The sequence below is a fragment of the Thermogutta hypogea genome (genome assembly GCF_055386265.1).
The window spans coordinates 2,815,920-2,836,626 of record NZ_AP042425.1 but is presented as its reverse complement, the minus strand read 5'-3'; the positions used below and the strand labels follow the sequence as shown (position 1 = coordinate 2,836,626).

14 protein-coding genes are annotated in these 20,707 nt (G+C 64.1%); 2 read left to right on the top strand and 12 right to left on the bottom strand.

The window, feature by feature from the left end:
- Window positions 1–156 precede the first annotated feature (156 nt).
- The 5 genes from ilvE to ACZ5B4_RS10180 all read right to left on the bottom strand — a co-directional run bounded on the left by ilvE (window position 157) and on the right by ACZ5B4_RS10180 (window position 6,983).
- Window positions 157–1,023 carry a branched-chain-amino-acid transaminase gene (gene ilvE, locus ACZ5B4_RS10200; RefSeq protein WP_464911123.1) on the bottom strand — a complete coding sequence of 289 codons (867 nt, stop codon included), beginning with the start codon at window positions 1,021–1,023 and terminating at the stop codon, window positions 157–159.
- Window positions 1,024–1,160: 137 nt separating this feature from the next.
- Entirely contained in the window at window positions 1,161–2,123 is a 963-nt protein-coding gene (locus ACZ5B4_RS10195; RefSeq protein WP_464911122.1) for an ABC transporter ATP-binding protein, read from the bottom strand.
- Entirely contained in the window at window positions 2,116–3,750 is a 1,635-nt protein-coding gene (locus tag ACZ5B4_RS10190; RefSeq protein WP_464911121.1) for an ABC transporter permease, read from the bottom strand. The genes ACZ5B4_RS10195 and ACZ5B4_RS10190 overlap by 8 nt, the downstream gene beginning before the upstream one ends.
- Before the next feature lie 83 nt (window positions 3,751–3,833).
- Window positions 3,834–5,360 carry a lysine--tRNA ligase gene (gene lysS, locus ACZ5B4_RS10185; RefSeq protein WP_464911120.1) on the bottom strand — a complete coding sequence of 509 codons (1,527 nt, stop codon included), beginning with the start codon at window positions 5,358–5,360 and terminating at the stop codon, window positions 3,834–3,836.
- Between the two features lie 309 nt (window positions 5,361–5,669).
- Entirely contained in the window at window positions 5,670–6,983 is a 1,314-nt protein-coding gene (locus ACZ5B4_RS10180; RefSeq protein WP_464911119.1) for a UDP-glucose dehydrogenase family protein, read from the bottom strand.
- A 360-nt stretch (window positions 6,984–7,343) separates the two neighbouring features.
- Between ACZ5B4_RS10180 and ACZ5B4_RS10175 the strand changes: the two genes are divergently transcribed.
- The gene (locus tag ACZ5B4_RS10175) at window positions 7,344–8,675 is read left to right on the top strand and encodes a porin family protein (protein WP_464911118.1); all 1,332 of its coding nucleotides are present in this window, start codon (window positions 7,344–7,346) and stop codon (window positions 8,673–8,675) included.
- A gap of 96 nt (window positions 8,676–8,771) precedes the next feature.
- Here the strand turns inward: ACZ5B4_RS10175 and ACZ5B4_RS10170 are convergent, their stop codons facing one another.
- From ACZ5B4_RS10170 to ACZ5B4_RS10145, 6 genes are all read right to left on the bottom strand, one after another.
- Window positions 8,772–10,313, bottom strand: a complete 1,542-nt coding sequence (locus tag ACZ5B4_RS10170; RefSeq protein ID WP_464911117.1) for a GNAT family N-acetyltransferase — start codon at window positions 10,311–10,313, stop codon at window positions 8,772–8,774.
- Window positions 10,314–10,347: 34 nt separating this feature from the next.
- Window positions 10,348–11,343 (bottom strand): D-alanine--D-alanine ligase family protein, encoded by a 996-nt coding sequence (locus tag ACZ5B4_RS10165; RefSeq protein ID WP_464911116.1) that lies wholly within the window; start codon window positions 11,341–11,343, stop codon window positions 10,348–10,350.
- Window positions 11,328–11,975, bottom strand: coding sequence for a YkgJ family cysteine cluster protein (locus tag ACZ5B4_RS10160; protein WP_464911115.1), 648 nt, complete (start codon window positions 11,973–11,975; stop codon window positions 11,328–11,330). The genes ACZ5B4_RS10165 and ACZ5B4_RS10160 overlap by 16 nt, the downstream gene beginning before the upstream one ends.
- A gap of 20 nt (window positions 11,976–11,995) precedes the next feature.
- A complete protein-coding gene (locus ACZ5B4_RS10155; RefSeq protein ID WP_464911114.1) occupies window positions 11,996–13,360 on the bottom strand; it encodes a KamA family radical SAM protein in 1,365 nt (454 codons plus the stop codon).
- A gap of 315 nt (window positions 13,361–13,675) precedes the next feature.
- Window positions 13,676–14,851: a twin-arginine translocation signal domain-containing protein gene (locus tag ACZ5B4_RS10150; protein WP_464911113.1), complete on the bottom strand. Its 1,176-nt coding sequence runs from the start codon at window positions 14,849–14,851 to the stop codon at window positions 13,676–13,678.
- A gap of 119 nt (window positions 14,852–14,970) precedes the next feature.
- Window positions 14,971–17,004 (bottom strand): sigma 54-interacting transcriptional regulator, encoded by a 2,034-nt coding sequence (locus tag ACZ5B4_RS10145; RefSeq protein WP_464911112.1) that lies wholly within the window; start codon window positions 17,002–17,004, stop codon window positions 14,971–14,973.
- 602 nt (window positions 17,005–17,606) lie between these two features.
- Between ACZ5B4_RS10145 and ACZ5B4_RS10140 the strand changes: the two genes are divergently transcribed.
- The gene (locus tag ACZ5B4_RS10140; RefSeq protein ID WP_464911111.1) at window positions 17,607–18,401 is read left to right on the top strand and encodes a class I SAM-dependent methyltransferase; all 795 of its coding nucleotides are present in this window, start codon (window positions 17,607–17,609) and stop codon (window positions 18,399–18,401) included.
- Window positions 18,402–18,430: 29 nt separating this feature from the next.
- On the opposite strand, the gene ACZ5B4_RS10135 is transcribed toward ACZ5B4_RS10140, so the two are convergent.
- Window positions 18,431–20,365: a trypsin-like peptidase domain-containing protein gene (locus tag ACZ5B4_RS10135; RefSeq protein ID WP_464911110.1), complete on the bottom strand. Its 1,935-nt coding sequence runs from the start codon at window positions 20,363–20,365 to the stop codon at window positions 18,431–18,433.
- Between the last annotated feature and the right edge of the window lie 342 nt (window positions 20,366–20,707).

Here is a 20,707-nt window from a genome sequence, read left to right as displayed (position 1 = left end):
CTGGGAATAATCGAAACGCTATAGCCCTTGGACGAATGGGCGACCGACCGAAATACGGCTTCGCCCACACCATCATTATAATCGACCCGGGCCGGTCGACAAGCTCGGCATTTTTCTCACGCGAGCGGCCTTATCGCCCGGCGAAAACTTGCCGTTCTAAGAGCGGTGATTGCGAGTCAATCGGTGGAACTTCGCCATGAGGTCGCGGGTGACGGGGCCGGGCTTGCCGTCGCCGATGGGACGGCTGTCCACCTTCACCACGGGAACGACCTCCGCCGCCGTTCCGGTAAGGAAGCACTCATCGGCGATGTACACGTCGTGCTTAGTCAACGGAATCTCCCGGACCGCGATCCCCGACTCGCAGGCCAACTCGATGACGGCGTCGCGGGTAATTCCCTCCAGGATGCCGGCCTCCTTCGGCGGCGTCAGCAATTCCCCTTTCCGCACGAGGAAGATGTTGTCGCCGGTGCACTCAGCCACCTCGCCCTTGTGGTTCAGCATCAAGGCCTCGATGCAGCCCGCCTGGAGGCCCTCGATCTTGGCCAGGATGTTGTTGAGGTAATTCAGCGATTTGATGCGCGGACTGAGCGCCGCCGGGTGATTGCGAATCGTGCTGACGGTGATCAGCTCCAAACCTTGATCGTACAGTTCCTTCGGATAGAGCGAGATGTGGTCGGTGATGATGATGACCCGGGGATGGCTGCAACGGTTGGGGTCTAGACCCAAGGTCCCGGCACCGCGGGTGACGACCACGCGAATGTAACCGTCTTCGATTCCGTTGATCCGCAAGGTCTCCTCGATGGCGGCGGCCATCTCCTCTTTACTCATGGGGATCTGGAGCCAGATGGCCTTGGCGGAGTCCCAAAGCCGATCCAAGTGTTGCTGCATGCGAAAGACCTTGCCCGCGTAACTGCGGATGCCTTCGAATACGCCGTCTCCGTAGAGCAGACCGTGATCGAAGACGCTGATCTTGGCGTCGTCCTTGTCGTAAAACTTCCCGCTGATGAAGACTTTGAGAGCCATTCCGCGCGTTCCATCCCTCTGAAGCATGTTTTCTGCACTAGGCCGGACGAAGCTTCACGCGGCCGGCCCCGGAGCTTTATCCGAGACATGGGGCGTCCGCGTATTCGGGGGCCTGCCTCGATCGATATGATGCGACATCAGGCCGGTACGACCCGGCCTTCGCGAAGACGTACGACGCGATCCGCCTGCGCCGCAATGGTGGGATCGTGCGTAACCATGACTATAGTGAGGTTCTCGCTACCGTTCAAGGTTCGCAGGGTTTTCAAGATTTCCCGGCCGGTCGCCTGATCCAGATTTCCCGTCGGTTCATCGGCCAGGAGGATTTGCGGACGATTCATCAATGCCCGAGCGATGGCGGTGCGCTGCATCTCACCGCCGGATAGTTCTCGCGGTCGGTGCCTCACGCGGTGAGACAAACCCATCAGCTCCAGGAGTTCCATCGCCCGGCGTCTCAGTCGCGACCGTTCGCGAAATCCCGTCCAGGGTTTGGTCGCGATCATGGCCGGCATCATGACGTTTTCCAGGGCGGTCAGTTCCGGCAAAAGATGGTAGAACTGGAAGACCATTCCGAAGCACCGGTTCCGCAGGTGATCGCGTTTCGTCGGCGGCAAGTCGTCGATCCGGGAACCGGCCAGCCGGATGCTTCCTTGGTCGGGGCGATCCAGCAGACCCAAGAGGTGCAGCAACGTGCTCTTTCCCGATCCGCTCTGGCCCACGATCGCCAGAAATTCCCCCGGATGGACCTCGAGGTCCACGCCGCGCAAAACGGGAATTTCCACCGCGGCCTTGCGATAGGCTTTGGCCAAGCCCGTCGTGCGGAGTTGCGGCTCGACGTGGGGCAAAGCGTTTTCCGGCTGCTCGCGGGGCGCGGCGGCAACGCACTCCCGGTCGGTCCGGCGGAGGTGCGGGGCGGGGGGCACGGTGGGCGGGCGCTTCGTAGCCGATCCGCTATCCGAGGTCGCGTCTTCCAAGCCGATGTTCGTCATACGAGCGGGTGCGCCGCCGTCCGGCAACAAGGTCTCGGCCGCGGACCCGGCCGGATAGGAGATGGCAGGCGATGCCGAGTCGGTATCACGTCGCGCAGCGCGGATATCATTCATATCGCAGTGCCTCCACCGGGTGCAAGCGCGCGGCGCGCAAGGCGGGAAGGATTCCCGCCAATACCGCAATCGCCATGGCTCCGCCCACGATCCACGCCACCGTGAAGGGATCGACGATGGCCGGGATTTTGTAGAAGTAGTAAATGTCCGGGTCGAACACGGGCCGGCCCGTCAGACGCCCCAGGATGTCCGCGATTTCGTTGATGTAATGAACGAACAGCAGCCCCATGACCAATCCCACGCCGGAGCCGACCAATCCCAGCAGCAATCCGTAGCCCAGAAAGATGCTCATCACGCCGCCGGACGACGCGCCCAGGGCCTTGAGAATGCCGATATCGCGGGTCTTTTCGACCACGATCATGAAAAAGATGGCCAGGATTCCGAACCCCGCCACGCAGATGATCAAGAAGAGCAGGACGTTGAGGATCGCGGTCTCCATGTGTACGGCGGCCAGCAGAGCGCCTTGATTATCGCGCCAGGTGTCGATGGAGTAGTACTGCGGGGCGAAGGCTGCGCGGAGCCGGTCACGGACGGCGTTCATGTCGCGGCCCGGCTTGAGTTTGATGCTGATGGCGTTGACGTAACTGCGTCCCGTCGAAGGGTCGATCATGCCGCGGAGCCGCTGGAGCGTCTCGATGGGCACGAACGCGAAATTGGAGTCGTACTCGCTCATCTTGCTTTCGTAGAAGTCCACGATCGTGAAATAGTCGCGATGGATGCGGGGCGGCGATCCGGCGGTGGGGAAGGTCACGGTGACATCGTCGCCCGGCAACACCAGAAAGCGATCCCGTCCCTCCTTGCGATAGGTGGCCAGGCCGATTCCCAAGACGATGCCGGTATATTGCGATTGGGCCGGATCGAAGGCCGGCACGTACTCCTCCTCGCGCGGACCGAATCGGGCGAAGGGGTTGGTGGGGACGGCGTCGGCCGGTCCGCCCGTCGTCTCGCCGGCGCCGGCTACGGCCGCGGGGACCGGCGCGGAATCCGCGGCGAGGTCGGCCGCTGGGCCTCCGCCGACCGCCTGTACCTCCGCCGACGACGATTCGATGTCCCGCATGATCTTGCGAAGCTGAGCCATGCGGCGGCGGTATTTCCATCCGGCATCGGCCATTTCGGGACGGGTAGGATCATTCGGTCCGCCCTGGTGATCTCGAACGTCGTAACCGCCGTCGCGAAGCTCGAAGCTCAGTTGTCGCCGGTTTTCCGGGTGCTGGAGGTAATGCCCGAAATCGCTGACCCGCCCTTGGGTCGCCGCGTCGATCCCGATGAGTTGCACGGGCCGGGTGATCCACTGCTCGCCGACTTGAAGGTTGACCATGGCGGGCACAAGAACCGTGGGCGTCATGGCCTCGATGTCCTCGCCGGCCACGCGACGAATCTGGTCCATGTGCCACTCGGCGTCCGGGAATCCCTCCAAGCTCCGCGACTGGAAGATGATGTCCGAGAGGATGCCGTGCAGGCGGTTCTCCATCTCGCGGGTGAAGCCCAGCATGACGCTGTTCACCACGATCATGGTGGCCACGCCTAGCATCACGCTGATGATGGACGCCAAGGCGATATACCGCGTCCGTAGGTACCGCCAGCAAAGCATCAAGACGTACATCGCGGCACGGTCCTCCGTGACCATTTGACGGCGTTTCGACCGCGGCGGCGCTCTGGGAAGCCGTGCGGCGGCGCGGGCGTTTTCGGCAAAGGTCCCGTTTCGCCCGACTACGCCTCGGGGCGATAAAGCGGAAACAGGATGACTTCCCGAATGCTCTGACAGTTTGTAAGAAGCATCACCAAGCGGTCAATACCAATTCCCAGTCCCCCCGCCGGTGGCATTCCGTATCGCAACGCCCGAATGAAGTCGCGATCCATCCGCGCCATCGACTCTTCCTCGGGCAGACCTTCTAATTGCAGGCTGAAAAGCCGCTCCTGGAGGTCCGGGTCGTTCAGCTCGGTGTAGGCGTTCGCCAGCTCCATGCCCTGCACGAAAAGCTCGAATCGCTCGGCGATTTCCGGCGACCCCGGTTTCCGCTTCGTCAAGGGGCAGATCGACGCCGGATAATCCATGACGAAGATCGGTCCGACCAGCTTGGGCTGGACGAATTCCTCGAACAGTTCATTCTTCAACACGTCGGGGTGTTTGAAGCCGACCTCCAAGCCGCGACTCCGCGCACACTCTTTCAGCGCGGCCGGATCGCTCGGGTCGACTTCCAGGTATTCCCGAAGCAGATCGTCGTATCGCCGCCGAGCGAAGGGGGGCGTGAAGTCGATCACGGCTTCTCCCCACGGCAATTGCAGGGGCTGATCGGTAGCCTGGATCGCGCGGACGATGAGACGCTCCGTCAGGTCCATCATGGTTTGATAGTCGCCGTAGGCCTGATAGACCTCGAGCATGGTGAATTCGGGATTGTGCCGGGGGCTGATGCCCTCATTGCGATAGACGCGGCCCAGCTCGTAGACCCGCTCGACGCCGCCCACCAACAGCCGCTTGAGGTGCAGTTCCAAGGCGATGCGGAGAAAGAGGTCCATGTCGAGGGCGTTGTGGTGCGTGACGAAGGGGCGCGCCGCGGCGCCGCCCGCCACGCTGTGCAGGGTAGGCCCTTCCACCTCGACGAAACCTTCCTCGCCCAGGGTTTGGCGGATGGATTGCACGATCTTGGTCCGCCGCAAAAACCGCTGCATCACCCCTTCCGTGTACGCCAGATCCAAATAGCGCATGCGGTTGCGAAGTTCCGGATCGGTCAAGCCGTGCCATTTTTCGGGCGGCGTTTCGAGGGACTTCGCGAGGAACGTCAGGTCTTGGGCGAAGATCGTCAACTCGCCGGTCTTGGTGCGTTTGAGTTCCCCGTCCACGCCCAACAGGTCGCCCAAATCGAGGCACTGGGCCAATTCCCAATTGGTCTCGCCCACCTGAGCCTTGCCGATCAGGATTTGGATTCTTCCGGACCAGTCCCGAAGATCCAAGAACATGATCTTGCCGGCACGGCGGAGGAGCATGATTCGGCCGGCGGCGCGGACTTGGGGACCGCGCAGCTCCGGCGGTTGCCCGACGGCGCAATCGCCCGCCGGGACGGCCTCGATCTCACTCTCGCGAGCGCGAACGGCGGCAATGGCCTGATGCCCGTCGAAACGATGTCCCCACGGGTCGATTCCCAGCTCCTCCAGACGCCGCATTTTCTCGCGTCTGGCGGCCTCCAACGGGCTGAGTTCGTTGTCGTTCCCCCCGGAAGTATGGCCGGAAACGCTCAAGGTAAGGCTCCTTGTCCAAAAAAGGCGGTGTCGCTTTCGCCGCCCGAGTTACGGCGCGGCGGGTGCTGCAACCGGGCCGGTTTTGCCGATTGGTCTCAAAAAATCAACCATACCGCAAATGTTCGGTGCGGCAAAGGTGAACGGCGAGGAAACCCGCCGATAGAGGGTGGAGCCATCGACGTGCCAGTGCGGCCGCAAGAAACCGTATCGGTGTGATAGCGCCGTAACTATCATGGCGGATGGCAAGCTCGGCCGTTGCGGTTTCTCGCCGGCGCCGCGAGATCGATGCGTCGGCGTCGCGATGCCGGGTCACGGCCGGACCGGCGGGCGGCCGATGCTGTAGTACGTGAATCCCAGGTCTCGCATCCGGTAGGGGTTGTAGATGTTGCGTCCGTCGAAGATGACGGGCTGTCTCATCCGCCGCTTGATCTCGTCGAAGTCCGGATGCACGAATTGCTTCCACTCCGTGACTACGGCCAGCGCGTCCGCCCCGTCCAGGGCTTCATCGCGCTGCGATGCGTAAATCAGACGCTCGCCGTAACGCCGCCGGACGTTCTCCATGGCTTCCGGGTCGAACACCCGAATCGTACTGCCGTGCCGCAGCAGGGCGTCGATGAGCACCAGCGACGGGGCCTCGCGAACGTCGTCCGTGGCGGGCTTGAAAGATAATCCCCAAACGGCGATGGTCTTATCCGACAAGGCCCCGCCGAAATGCTCGCGGATCTTCCGCATCAGCGTGCCCTTCTGGAATTCGTTGACCTGGTGGACGGCTTCGAGAATGCGGGGTTGGACGTCGTGGGCCTTGGCCACCGCGGCGAGGGCTTGCACGTCCTTGGGAAAGCAGCTCCCGCCGTAGCCCACGCCGGGGAACAAGAACGCGAAACCGATCCGGCTGTCGTGCCCGATGCCCCGCCGCACGTCGTTGATGTCGGCCCCCGTCCGCTCGCAGATCGCCGCGATCTCGTTGATGAAGCTGATCTTGGTTGCCAAGAGGGAGTTGGCGGCGTACTTGGTCATCTCGGCGCTCTCCGGCGACATGGAGAGCAGCGGCTTGTCCGTCCGCAGATAGGGCTGGTAAAGGTCCCAAAGCAGCTCGCAAACCTCCTCCCGCCTCGCCCCGATGACCACGCGATCCGGCTTCATGAAGTCTTCCACCGCCGCGCCTTCCTTGAGAAACTCGGGGTTGCTTGCCACGTCGATGTGGCGCCCGGTCAATTCGCGAAGTCGTGCCGTGACGGAGGCGTTGGTGCCTACCGGGACCGTACTCTTGAGAACGACGACGGCATCCGGGCGGAGGTGCGGCGCGATCTGTTCCACCGCGGTCCACAGATACGAGAGGTCCACGGAGCCGTCGTCCTTGGGGGGCGTTCCCACCGCAAGGAACACGAGCTTGGCCCAGCCGGCGGCGGAAGCCAGGTCGGTCGTGAATCGCAGTCGCCCGGCGGCCAGATTGCGTTTCAGCAGCTCCTCCAGGCCCGGCTCGTAGATCGTGGACCTCCCCGATTGGAGCGTGCGGACCTTTTCGGCGTCGCAATCCACGCAGACGACCTCGTTGCCCGTTTCGGCGAAACAGGTCCCCGTCACCAAACCCACGTAACCCGTCCCGACGATGGCGATCTTCACCGAAAGACTCCTCCAAATGGGTTAGGTCTTGCCGGCTCAGCCCGGGCGGCCTGGATTCCGATGCCGGCGGATACCCGCCTCCGCGCTATGCCGTTAGCGATTTTCAGGACAAGGAATCATAGCATACGGAGGAACTTCAAGCTGTTGCCGCTCGGCATTCGCCGCGATGTGGGATTGACACGCGGTAAGGGCTTGCCGATAATCCCCCGCCTCATGGTCCCGCGGGTCATCGACTGCGCGTGCCATGCTGCTCCCGGGACGGATTCCGTCGTTCAGGCGGGGGGGCCTGTGCGCGGCAGATTCGGGAGACGTATCGGATCGGGGAGCACTCGCTCGCCTTTCCCGGCAAGAGGATTCCCGGTGAGAACGATTCAGTTACAGCGCGGACGTTGCTTTTCGGCGGGAACCCGCCGCAAAGCGGCGACGCGCCGTTGCCCGGGACTCTCGCCGCAGGGTGATTGGGCTTGCCGAACGGGCCGTTTGGCCGCGGCGGCGGTATTGGCCGTGCTGGCGGCGACGTGGTTCCCGGCGATTTCGGTCACGGCGGGTGCGGATTGGTCATTTCCGCTGCCGGCCTTTCCCGAGCCCGATCCCGGCGACGGATTGGATTCATCCGGCGGCTCCGCCCCGTTTCCCCCGGATTTTGCGTCGCCCGAGTACCCTGCGACGCATTCCCGTGAGACCGCCGGCCGTTCGGCCGAGAGGGACGCGGAGGGGATCACCACGTCCTCTCCGGGCGCAACCGTTCGCCCTCTGCCGCCACCACAGTCGGCCGATATTGCACGCAGGCCGCCGGTGGCAGGTTTCGCTACGGTGGATTGGCAGTCCGAGGACGGGCCCTTTTTCGCTCCCGACCCGACGTCGCCGATTTCAGGGCGGACACCCATCGGCGAGGATGCGGTCGGCGAAGTCGAGGGTGAGGTGACGGGCGTTGTGGAACGGCATTTCCCCAGCGGCCGATCGTCGGCCGATCGCGGCGAGGATTCTAATTATCGACTTGTGGTTCAGGAGCCGCCGCCCGGCCCCTTGCGCCGGTGGCTGAAAGGCCGTTCAGCGCCCCCGGAATCCCCCGAGTTTTGGCGTTCGTGGCTGGAGGAGCCGATTTCGGGCGGGATGGCGGTGGGGTATTTCCAAGGGACGGCCTTGATCGACGACTGGGTGCAAGAGAAGGCGGGCTTGGTGGGGACCGGGCGACTGGGCTGGGACTTCGCTCCCAACCTGGGCCTTGAGACCCGGCTTTCCTTCGGCAGCTTGGAACTGAGCGACAGCTTCGCTGCCGTGGTCGCGCGTTCCGCCGCCGACGACGCGGCCGGGCTGAGCGTCACCGACCCCTTGCGGCGGCAATTCACGGATCGTAATGCGACCGCCTTTCAATGGGACGTGAGCCTGCTCTACTATCCCACCGACTACCACCCCGCCCGATTCTATTTGCTGTGGGGGGCGGGCCTGACGCGGATGGACTTCACCGACCGCTTCGGAGAGTCGTACGAGGGGACGTACTTTACCATGCCGGTGGGTTTCGGCATCAAGTTCCGCCGCCTCACGGACCCCGTCTTCCGGCTGGAGTTTACGGACAATATCATGTTTCCCAGCCGGTTCAACGTGACGCATCATCTGGCGCTGACGGCGGGTCTGGAGTTTCGCTGGGGCGGTCCGCGTCGCCGGTACTGGCCCTGGAACCCGGGCTACTGAGGTCACGGTGGCTTGCCTCCCGACCTCGGCCGAAGCCTCGTGTTTGTATACTCAAGCCGAGCACAGCCGTCTCACGGAATGCGAATAGTTCAGGGGCTACAGCCGCTTCTCCAAGATCACCTTGCCGTCGCCGGGGGCATAGAAATCCTCTAAGATTGCGGCCGTACGATAACCGCAGCGATGGTAGAAGGCCCGTGTGGGGGCGTATTGTTCGCGGCTCGAGGTGTCGATGTAGATGCGTTCTCCGCCGGCTGCGCGGACGGCGGCCTCGGTTTCGTTCATCAAACGCTTTCCCAATCCGCATCCCTGCCGATCCGGCGCCACCGCGATCCAGTACAGATCCCAACTATGCCGCGTGCAAGGGATCGGCCCGAAGCAGGTATAGCCCACCGGTCCCCGGGAATCGTCGGCGAAGATGAATTCGTAGCCGGATGCGGGGCCTTTGGCCAGGCGCTCTTGCACCAATTCGGCGGCGAGGGCCACTTCGTCCGTATGGAAGAAACCGGTGGAGGCAACGAGGCGCCGTACGCCCTCGACGTCGGTGGGGAGGACTTCGCGGCGAAAGCGGGTTCGATCGTCGTCGGGCGGATCCCGCCCGGCATCCGGGACGCGGGCGATGTCGCGTGCGGAGGGTTTTGGGTCGGGGCGGAGCGAGTCGGCCAGGATGCGTTCCAAGGCGTCCTCGGGCCGGTAGCCTGCCGCCGCCACCGCCGCCATGAAGCCCGCGTCGGGGGAAAGGCAGGGATTGGCGTTGATCTCCAGGATGAAGGGGCGGCCGGCCGGGTCCACGCGGAAATCGACCCGGGCATATCCCCGCAATCGGAACAGGTCCCAACACGCGGCGGCCCAACGCTCCAGCTCCGTCAAGAGAGGCTGATCGGAAGCGGGAAAATCGAAGCGGCGGGGCGTGGCCTGATACTCGAACGAGTCTTCGTCCCACTTGGCCCGGTAGCCGACAATGCGGGGCTTCTCCGGAGGAAAGGCCGAGAAATCGATCTCGGCGGGAGGAAGCACCTCGGGGCGATCGTTGCCGCCCAAGATCGAGAGATTGAATTCCCGGCCCTCGATGAATTCCTCGGCGAACCAAGGGCGTCGCGTTTGCGTGGTGATGCGGTCGAGGGCGTCCAGGAGGTTGCGATACTGTTCGGCCGTAGCCGCGGGGCGGACGGCTTCTTCGATGCCCGCCGAGGCGTGCTCCCACGCACTCTTGATCAAATAGCCTTTCCCGGAACGGGCCGCGGTCGCGAACGGCTCGGGCCGGGCCGGGTCGATCCAGTCGGGCGTGGGCAAACCCGCCGTGCGGAGCCGCGCTTTCGTCAGCAGCTTATCGTTGGTCTCAAACAGGGTTTGCGTGGGGCTTCCGGTATAGGGAACGGCGAGCGCATCCAAGACGCCCGCCGAAAGGTATTGCAGCCGGTCGGTGCCTCCCAGCGACTCGACCAAGTGAAACACGACATCCGGCGCGAGGCGGAGGACGTCTTCGCTGAATCGCCGCAAATTCAGATCCGTCGTCAGGATATCGACGGCATGTCCCAAGCGGAACAGGCCGTGACGTACGAACTCCGCCTGACGCAGCACGTCGTGGTCATCCGGGGAAGAATGCGGGGACAGGGCGTGGTGAACGATCAGCACTCGCACGGTGACGTTCTCTCGGCCGACGGGGCGGCGGGCGTTAGGACGGCGCGGGACCGGCGACTCGCTTGGCCGCGGAATCGACGATCCGGCCGATCAATTCGTGATACGGCATTCCCACCGCCGCGGCGATCATGGGCAGGTCGGAGTGCTGGGGGTGCAAACCGGCGAGTGGGTTGACTTCGAGGAATTGCGGCCGGCCCTCCTCGTCGGATCGCAGGTCGACGCGCCCGCCGTCCCGTCCGCCCAGCACGCGCCAGGCGGCCAGCGCGATTTGTTCGGCTTGCGCCACCTCGGGATCGCGAGACGAGACGAAACGGTATTGGACGTGCTGCTCGCAAAACTCCTTGTTGATGTAGGAGTACGCATGACGCTCGGCGGTGGAAAGGAGGATGATTTCCAAGGTGCCCAAGACCGTCGCTTCCTCTCCCGTGCCGAGGAGGCCCACCGTGAACTCTCGCCCGGGCAGGTATTTCTCCACGAGCACGGGTTGGCGGAACTCTGCCAACAGGCGGCGACACTGGTTGGCAAGGGCCTCGCGGGTGCAGACCAGGGAATCTTCCGAGACGCCTTTTCCCGTTCCCTCCGCCAGCGGTTTGCAGAAGAGGGGGAACCGCGGCGGGATTCGGTCCGCGTCGCTCGGCGTCTTGACGACCCAGTGGGGCGGCGTGGGCAGACCCGCCCCGCGCACCACCAGTTTGCACAAGGCCTTGTCCAGGCTCAGCACCAGCACCGCGGGATCCGCGAAGGTGTAAGGAATGCGGTAGGCGTCGAGGAGGGCGGGCACCTGGGCCTCCCGGGCGACTCCGACCATTCCTTCGGCGATATTGAATACCAGGTCCCAACGGTCGCCGCGGGCGAGCCGGGTCACCAGTTTGCCCAGCCGCCCTACGCGATCCGTCGTGTGACCGTTCTGACGGAGCGCAAGGTCGATGGCCTCGATCGTGTCGTCACGATCGAATTCGGCCGTTTCCGCCTCGCTCCAACCCTCGGCCAGGTATTCGCTGCGGAGGTCGTAGGTCAAACCGATGTGCATGGCGAGGGTGTTTTCGGGACGGCCTCGGCTTTGGGAATCGACCCCGACGAGGCGACCGCGGTGGATTCGGGGGACGAAATGTGCGGACGCGGCGCCGGTGGCGGCCCTGCCGCATGGGCGGTGATTGCCGGGAGGTCGGCCGACGCGGGCAATTCACGGCGGATTTCCGCGTAAAGCTGCCGTCGCCACACCTCCGCCGTCTCCGCGTCCATGTCCAACGATTCGAGCAGCGTTTCCCCGGCGGCGAGCAACCGGGTCGGACACATCCTGCCGCGCACCGATTGCAAGCCCTGTTCCGTGTATTCGAAGGGGTAAAGGCGGCAAACCAACGGCCGAACATCCAGCGGCAAACGGCAGCCGTTCGCCCCGAGGAAGACGCAACCTTCGGAGTCGGTCCTGCGGAGAACGCGACGCGTGCCGTCCGGTCGAAAGACGCAGGCCGCCCAAAGGGGATCGTCGTCTTGGTCCAGATACTCGGGATCGACGGGCCGGCGATACTCATGGAAGTCGCTTTCGCCGGTGTAGGCGGCGATGCGCTCGAGATCACCCGGCGTGATGTAGATTTCGCAGATTTGGCAACACGTTCGCTGCGTCTGCGCGCAGCGGACGCACAGCGGTTCTTTGCGGCTCATGGCAGCGGCTCCTCGGCGCTTTACGATTCCACGTTCGATTCCGCGTTCGTGGGGGAGCAGGCTTCCACCGGATCGGGATAGCGGAAGACTTTGCCCTCGTAGTTCCGTAAGAGCAGATCGTCGCCTTCGCGGCCGACCACGTAGTCGGGCAACAAAGGGATCTTGCCGCCGCCGTCCGGCGCGTCGACCACGAAATGCGGCACGGCGTAACCCGTCGTATGGCCCCGCAGACCGCCGATGATCTCCAGCCCCTTGGCGATCGAAGTGCGAAAGTGGGCCGAGCCGAGGATGGGGTCGCACTGGTACAGATAGTACGGACGCACCCGCATCTTGAGCAGTTCGTGCATCAGCCGTTTCATCGTCTCCACGTCGTCGTTGACGCCCTTGAGGAGGACGGTCTGCGAACCGAGCGGGATTCCGGAGTCCGCCAAACGGCCGCAAGCCTGGAACGTCTCGGGCGTGCATTCGTCCGGATGCGTGAAATGGATGCTCATCCACAAGGGGTGGAAACGGCGCAGCATGCGGCACAGGGCGGGCGTGATGCGCTGCGGCAAAACGACCGGCACCTTGGTGCCCAATCGTACGAACTCGACGTGGGGAATCCGTCGCAATTCCGACAGAATCCAGCCGAGCTTTTCGTCGCTCAACGTGAGGGGATCCCCGCCCGACAGGAGCACGTCCCGAATCTGGGGCGTGCGGCGGATGTAATCCAATCCCATCTGCAACCGGGCTTGGGTGGACGCGATCTCGCCGTGGCCCACGACGCGGCTCCGCGTGCAGTAGCGGCAGTAGGTCGAGCAGAAATCGTGTACCAAGAGCAGCACCCGATCCGGATAACGATGCACCAATCCCGGCACGGGGCTGTCGTCGTCTTCTGCCAGGGGGTCCTGGGCCTCGCCGGGCGAGGCCTCGAATTCCGCCATGCTGGGGAGCACGGTCCGGCGGAGAGGCTGATTCGCGTCGTGGGGCGAGATCAGGGCCATGTAATAGGGCGTAATGCCCACCGGCAGCTTGGTGCCCGCCCGCACCAAAGCTTCTCGCTCATCCGGTGATAGCACCAGCAAACGCTCGATCTGCTGCAAGGTGCGAACGCGGTGGCTGATTTGCCAGTGCCAGTCGTTCCACAGTTTGTCCGGAACGTCGCGATAGAACGTTCGACGGAATTGTCGAACACGGGGGTCCGTCTTGGGGCGACGGGAGACCGCCGGCTCTGCGGCCGGTTCGGTGGAAGGCTCGCCTATCAGGGGAAGGCGGCGGAACGTGCCGCGAGTAGCGGCGGGGGAAAGGGAAATCGTCTCGATGGTGATCTGGGAACCGGGAGGTTCCTCATCACCCGGGAGCGACGGCATTGCGTCGGCATCCACGGCGGCCATAGGTGATGACATCCTGCACCTCACCGGCGTGAAGGCGGCTAGTTCCTTCGTTGCCCGTGCTCCGACTCGCGGGTCGGCCTTGCATAGCCGGTGATGTTGTTGATCCCAAGAAGGATTGCAACCTGCCCTTGTTTTGTCAAGAGGTACAAATCGGCAGAAGCCGGAGATTTCTTCGCTTTTTCACCTCTCCGCGAAACGGCGGCGGACTGCGGCGGGCGGAACGGCGGAAACGGCTTTCGATACCGAACCGCCAACCGCCGGGAAGGGTCGGTGTCTCGGCCCCGGCGAGCGGATCCGATTGCGGTTGCCGCCGATTCCCCGAAGCTCTTACACCGGCCCGCCCAGAAAACCTTCGTGGAAGAACACCGGCTGGTAACCCTGCTCCGTCAACCAACGTACGGCCGTCTCCAGCCGCTGGGGATGGTCCGGCAGGTATCGCTGATAGAAGGGCCAAAAGTATTGCTCGTGGGTGAAGATGTCCATGATCTCGGCGGTGTTGGGATCTTCCGCCAGCGGCGCGAGGGTGGGCACGATCTGTTCGACGGGGACGCTGTTGCAGACGATATCCACGCGAGAGAACACAATGCCGCTTGTGAAGTCCATCCAAGCGTCGTGGCGCGACAGGTACTCGCTACGCTCGGCGTCGAAGTGATAGTTCACGTCCCAAAGGTCGCCGATCTTTTGGAAGTAACCGCTCAGAACGCGGACGCCGCGCTCGCGAAGGACGGGCAGGGCGGCAGGCAACACCATGCCCCAATGGATCACCGTGGGCGGGGTATAGGTCTGCTCGCCCGCGAAACGCAGAATCTGCTCGGCCACGGCGTCGAAGTCGGCGGCCAATTGCTGGGGCGAGGCATGTTGGTACGGGCGGTCCGGCTTGTCGGCTCGGGCGTGAAAGGCCAGCTTGAGCCAATCCGCGTTGTCGGCCCACTCCGACTTGTATCGGTCGGGGAACTGCGTCAGATCGAAGTCGTCGCCGGTGGTGAAGTAGATATTCAGTACGAATTTGCTGCCGTACTTCTTGTTCAGGTCGCGGAGCATCGCGAGATACCAGCAGTCGAACAGCGAGGCATATTGCTGCTGCGCGATGTCGCGGAGGAAGAAACTGTTGTCGTCGATGGAGAAACGGTAGCGGGGCCGGCTGTGCCGATCCCAAATGACGCGGATGCGGTGTTCTTGCCGCCCGGCGAAGCCCTCCGTGACGGCCAGGATTTCATTTTCGTGCTCGCGGAGGGTGACGGAGGCGCGAAACGATTTTCCGGCCCGTCGGGCAGGCCGTCCGTTGACCAGCACCGATTGTTCCAGGGGAGCGGTGCCGCGGACTTCGATTTCCAGTCCGTCGTCGCTTTGGCGGCCGTGTCGCCGGTGGAGGACGGCGCCCGACACCGGTTCCTCAATGACCAAGGCATCCGGAGCGGCCAGGCACTTGCCGAACGTTACGGCCAGGCCTCCGGCAGCCGCGGCTCCCAAGAAGGAGCGCCGAGAGCAGCAAGCGGGTTTCATGGCTTTTCTTCCAAGACTAACGGGGAAAGGAATGCCGACGCGCTCGCTCCGGCTGCGGAGCGGGCGAGGATGCTCCCGTCCGTTCGGCCCGCGCGGAGTCGCCGCGGAGTCGCCGGGTCTCACGGCGACGCGGCGGACCGCGACTCCGGTTCCAGGTTGTAACGGCGGATCTTGCGATCCAACGTCGATCGCTCGATCCCCAGGATATAGGCGGCGCGGCTCTTGTTCCAGCCGGTATGGCGAAGCGTGGCCAAGATGTGGGCGCGTTCCATGTCCGCCAAGGAGCAGGGGCGATAGCCGCGCTCCTGCGACGCGGCATCGGCGGTGTCCCCGCTCGTGCTCAGGTTCGAAAGCAGGAGGTCGTCGGCGTCGATCAGGTTGGCTCGGCACAGGACCACGGCCCGCTCGATGACGTTCTTCAGCTCGCGGACGTTTCCCGGCCAGCGGTAGGCGGTCAGCCGATCCATGGCGGCGGGAGTGAAGCCCTTGATCTTGCGGCCGGTCTCCTCGCGGAATTTATTGAGAAAGTAGTAGGCCAGCTCGGGTACGTCCTCCAGGCGTTTCCGCAAGGGCGGGACGACGATCTCGAGTACCCGCAAGCGGAAAAACAAGTCGCGGCGGAATCGCCCTTGAATGACCTCCTTTTCGAGATCCCGATTCGTGGCCGCGATGACGCGGACGTCGACTTGGATCGGCTTGCTGCCGCCCAGCCGCTCGAAAGGGTGCCCTTCCAGGACACGAAGAAACTTGGCCTGGATGCCGGGGCTCATTTCGCCGATTTCGTCGAGCATCAGCGTCCCTTGATGGGCCAACTCGAACTTGCCGACCTTCCGCTCAAAGGCGCCGGTGAAGGACCCCTTTTCGTGCCCGAACAGCTCGCTGGCGAGCAATTCCTCGGACAAAGCCGCGCAGTTGATGCAGACGAAGGGTCCGGCCTTGCGGGGACTGGAATAGTGGACGGCCCTAGCGACGAGTTCCTTGCCGACGCCGCTTTCGCCGCGGATCAACACGGTGGCCCGGGTGGCGGCGGCGCGGGCGATCTCCTCGTTAATGGTGCGGATGGCCGGGCTGCGGCCCACCAACTCGCTCTGCACGCCCAGCCGCTCGCGGAGTTGGACGTTCTCGGTCCTGGCCTGGGTCAGGTTTTCGGCCAACTCCTCTTGCCGGTTGAGATTGTTCAGGGCGACGGCGGCCGTCTCGGCGACCGCGAGGGTGAATTCCAAGTTTTCGGGAGTGAAGGCCGCAGCCGCATCGGTCGTGTATAAGTGGATCAGGCCCAGCGTCTCGGGGCCGCGCCGGATGGGGGCGCAGATCACGCTGGCGGCGTGGATTTCGCCTTTGCTGTCCCGGCTGGCGATGGCGCTGTCGTCGAGGACGTTGCGAGCCAGGACCGCCTCCCCTTCGCGGAGCACCGTGGCGGCAAGGAAATTGGAGACGCGATGATACGCCCACTGCGAGCCGGTTTTGGAGGCCACCAATTTCAGGTCGCTTCCGCCGGAAATTCGCCCCGAGCCGCGCGGCCGCAACAGGACCCCGCCGCCGTCGGCGTGCGTCATTTCGAATAGCACGTCGAGAGCCAGGCCGGCGATGGTGGGAGCATCGGGGGCCTTTCCCATTTCGAAGGCTAGGCGGCAGAGACGAGCGGCGGCCCGACCCGCCTCCGCCACGGCGGGTTCATTGCTCTCATCCGCATCCAGCAGCGAAGTGCGGGTTCTCCGATGCGTAATCGTGGTGGGTTCATACCCGCCCAAGACATCCACGTCGCTCTCGGAGGGCTCGTTAGAGACGGCGGGTGGGAGATCGAAGGCCTCTCGGCCGGGCACCGTTCCCCCCTCGGGAAACGCGTCGCTCAGATTGCGGACGAAGACTAGTTGCGAGCGCCCGATCCGGATGACGTCTCCGGATTCCAAGGGCCAATCCTTCTTGATGAGCTGCGTTCCCACCACAGTGCCGTTGCGGCTCTCCAAATCGCGGATGACCCACCGGCCCTCCGAAAGGAATAACTCCGCGTGACTGCGGCTGCAACGGTCATCTTTGATGATGATCTGGTTCGTCGGCGCTCGGCCGATCGTGATGACCTGGCCGGGCACGAGGCGAAATACGTCCGTCCATTTCGAACCTTCCCGGATGACCAGATAAGCGATTTCAGTCAACCTTCATCCCTCACAGTTTGCGGATGACGCGAAAGCCCGACCGCCTTGCGGCGGCATGCGTGTCTCGGCCGCTCCTTCATTCTACCGAAAAGTCCGCGGCGGACGCCAGTTCTCGGCGAGCCGCGAGCGCCGTGCTTGGGCAGGGACGAAAGCCGCATGCAAGGCAGGGGAACGCTGCGCGGATGTGCGGAGCAAGTCCCGTTTGGGGCGGCAGGTCGCATGAAGGAAATACCGCGTTGCTTGAGGGTACGCAAGGACTGAGTCTGCGTTTTAGCCAAAGGCGTTCCGCGCGATTAAGGGCCGCGCTCCGTCAAGGAGGAAATCAACACAAAAGGTGCCGTTTTTCGGGGAGATGCTCGACCGGCCGAGCCGCTTGCTCTAAGCTGACACCTCGAAGCGAAAGCATGGGTTTCGATGTACACTGAAAGGGAAGCGGTGGCGTTGTCGGGAAATGGCATCCGCGCCCGCGTCGGCAGGAGAACGAAAGCCGTACGGTCGCTGAAATCGTTTCTCCCGAGTTGCCCGGGACGGGAGGAGCTACTCGCGAAATTCCTCGCAATTCTGACGCGTGAATCGACTTGTCGCAGCATCGGAGCGCCCCCGTGACCGAGAAGGATGGATCACGTCCGGAATGGCTTCTTCCGCCGGGGGTGGCGAAGGGGGTGTGGGATTATGCCCATGCCGCCCACATCGCTGAGGAATACGACGACACGATCGCAGGCAGCCGGTTATTCTTGTTCGACGAGCAGGTGATTGCCCGGCACTGCCGAAAACCGGGAGTCGTGGTGGACTTGGGTTGCGGCACGGGCAGAGTGTTGATTCCTTTGGCGAAACGGGGGTTTTGCGCGGTCGGCGTCGATCTATCGCCCCACATGTTGCGGATTGTGCGGGCGAAAGCCCGCGCAGCCAACGTCACGGTTCAGACCGTGCGAGCCAACCTGGTAGAGCTGGGATTCCTGGCCGACCGGTCGGCGGACTATGTTCTCTGCCTTTTCAGCACGCTTGGGATGATCTACGGGCGAGAGCATCGTCGGCGGGTGTTGGCGCACGTCCGACGCATCTTGAAGCCCGGCGGGACGTTCATTTTGCACGTCCACAACGTTTGGTACAACCTCCTGACGCCCGCCGGTCGCAGTTGGCTGTGGCGGCATTGGCTGCAAACCCGATTGCTCCGGCGGGGAGACTTCGGCGATCGCTTCTTCGAGTATCACGGCGTGGCGAACGTCTACGTTCACGCATTCACCTGGCGCGAGCTGCGCCGTGACCTGCGAAGCGCGGGCTTGGTCGTCAAGCAGGTGGTGCCGCTCAGCGTGGAACGCAATGGGCCGCTCGCCGCGGCATGGTTTTTCGGATCCGTCCGCGCCAACGGCTGGGTCCTGGCTTGTGGATCGCGTTGAAAGGCGCGAGAAACGAAAGCGAGATCGCGCTACCTTGCCGGTCCCGGCAATACGACCGCGGGAAGGACGACCGTCGAGCTCGTGGGCCGATTGCCGGTGGTGACCGCGAGCGATTCTCCTCCCGGTGCGGAGGTTGTGCCGTTGCGGACGGACGTACCGCCCACCTGCCGGTTTGCGGTTGCGGAACGGTCCGAGGCCGGACTTGCCGTGCTTTGCAAGGCGGCCAGAAAGGCGGGCGAGGCGTCCCGCAAGACGATGACCTCACTCGGCCCGGTCGCATCATCCGTCGGACGCACGACACAGACGATTTCGTACCCCTGCGCGCGACGCCGCGCGATTTCCTCGAGCGCGGCCCGTTCCTCCGCCGTCAGGCCGTCCAAGCCGGGCTGTGCCGTCCGAGCCGGAACGGCTGCGACGCCGGATCCGGGGGGCGTCTCTCGCGTCAAGGCGACGCTATTCCAGCCGACGGCCGGACTTCGCGAGGGAGGGACCAGCGCCGTCGTCCCAGGCTCGCGGTTTCGCTCGATACCTTGGACGGGTTGCAGCGGCGGGTCATTCAGGGGAATCGGCAGCGGCATGCCGTTTTGCACGGTCAACATAGCCGCCCGCTCGCGATCGGGCGATTGGCCGGAAAGGCTCGTCGCGGCGAGGTCGGCGCCGGTATTTGCGGGATTCTGAATCGGCGGGAGATCACCGCCGTCGGTTTTCTCGCTCGGCGGCAATCCGAGAACGGAGGGGATATCTCCGCGGACGGCGCTCACCGCCGCCACGCCGGGCGATCGGGCGGAGGGCGATCCTGAGGCGAGCACGTCGTCCACCGGTAGGCCCCGGTAAACGAAGCTCAATTCCAAGCGGTCGAGCCGAGCGTGGATCTCTTTCAGAGCGGCATAGATGCCCTCATCGAGTTGGGGGTCCGCGGCGTTGCACACGCCGATCAAGAAACCCTCCGCGGAAAAGAGTCCGCCGCCGCTGCGGCCGGTGACGGGCGCCCCGGAGGCCTCGATATTGGCAGGCCCCAAGTACCGGTTGAGCGCCGTGATCGTGCCTTGTCGCACGGTGGGGGGGGCTCCGCCGTTGCAACCGACCGTAAAGACCGGGTCGCCTTGGGAAAGGGGGAAGCCGGGCGGAGCGACTCGGGCCGCCACCACCGGCATGGGCGGCCGGATCGTGACCAAGCCCAGGTCGAGACGATCATCGTAGTCCAGCAACTCGGCCGGCAGATCGCTGACCGGTTGCGGTCCGAACAAGTCCACGCGAATCGGAGCCTTTCCCTTCGACTCGCGAAAAAGATGGCCGCACGTAAGGATCAGAGCCTCCCCGCCTCGGGCGTCAATGATCGTTCCCGACCCCGTGGAGCGGCCGCTCTCATCGGCGATGCGAATCCGAACGGTGACCGCCGTGAGGTCGGCCTCGGTAGTAGCGGCGTAGCGCACGCCCTCCGTAAGGCCGGGCAAGTTACCGGTTCCGAGGGCCGAGTCGGTGCGCGGGCTCGCCGATACCCCGCTGCCCGCCGCGGGTTCGGCCTGCGCGACCGCAGTCCCTGGCGGAGGGGATTCCGCTTCCGCCGGGGAAACCGGCGACGCAGTCCGAGGTGCGCGCCGGCAAAGTTCCGTCAGCGTCGCCAAGGATTGTCCGCCGATCAGTCTGCCCGCCTCCTGACCGTCCACTAACATGATGAAGGTGGGGAGAGAATGGACTCCGAATCGTTCCGCCAAGTCCCGTTGGCGGTCGACGTCGATGCGTTGCACCGGATAACCCAGCCGCTCCAACTCGGTGACGGTGGGGACCATATCGCGGCAAGGGCCGCACCACGAAGCATAGAAGTCGAGCAGGACCGTCCGCCCGGCAAAAGGATGGGGCGGCGCGGCGGCGCCTGTTCCCAAACATGGGCCGAATAGTGTGATGAGTACGACCGCAGCTCCGCGGAATGGGAGCGAACGATGGACGCGCGCCCGTTCGTGCACCGTCTTTCCTCCTGAAAAACCAGCGGAATCCTTTCCTGGTCGGCCGCCGTTTACCATCCGGGAAATAGCGACCGACGGGGGACGGCGTGGACCGGCGGGCCGGTGCCGATCCGACCGGGCCGCGCGACCGCGCACGGCCTCGAAAGATCGCAGAAACGAAGCTGCGGGAATGGGGCGATCCTTGAGGCCCCCTTATTGAAGGTCAATGCGGCTATTTTGGCAAGAGCGAAAATGCCGCCCATCCCCCGTCGTTGATTTTTCGGCGGCCGGCCCGGCGTCGGGGTAAGAACCGGCCCCACGAACCGGCCAAGAAAAAATGAACCGGCGACGGTTTGCTAACCG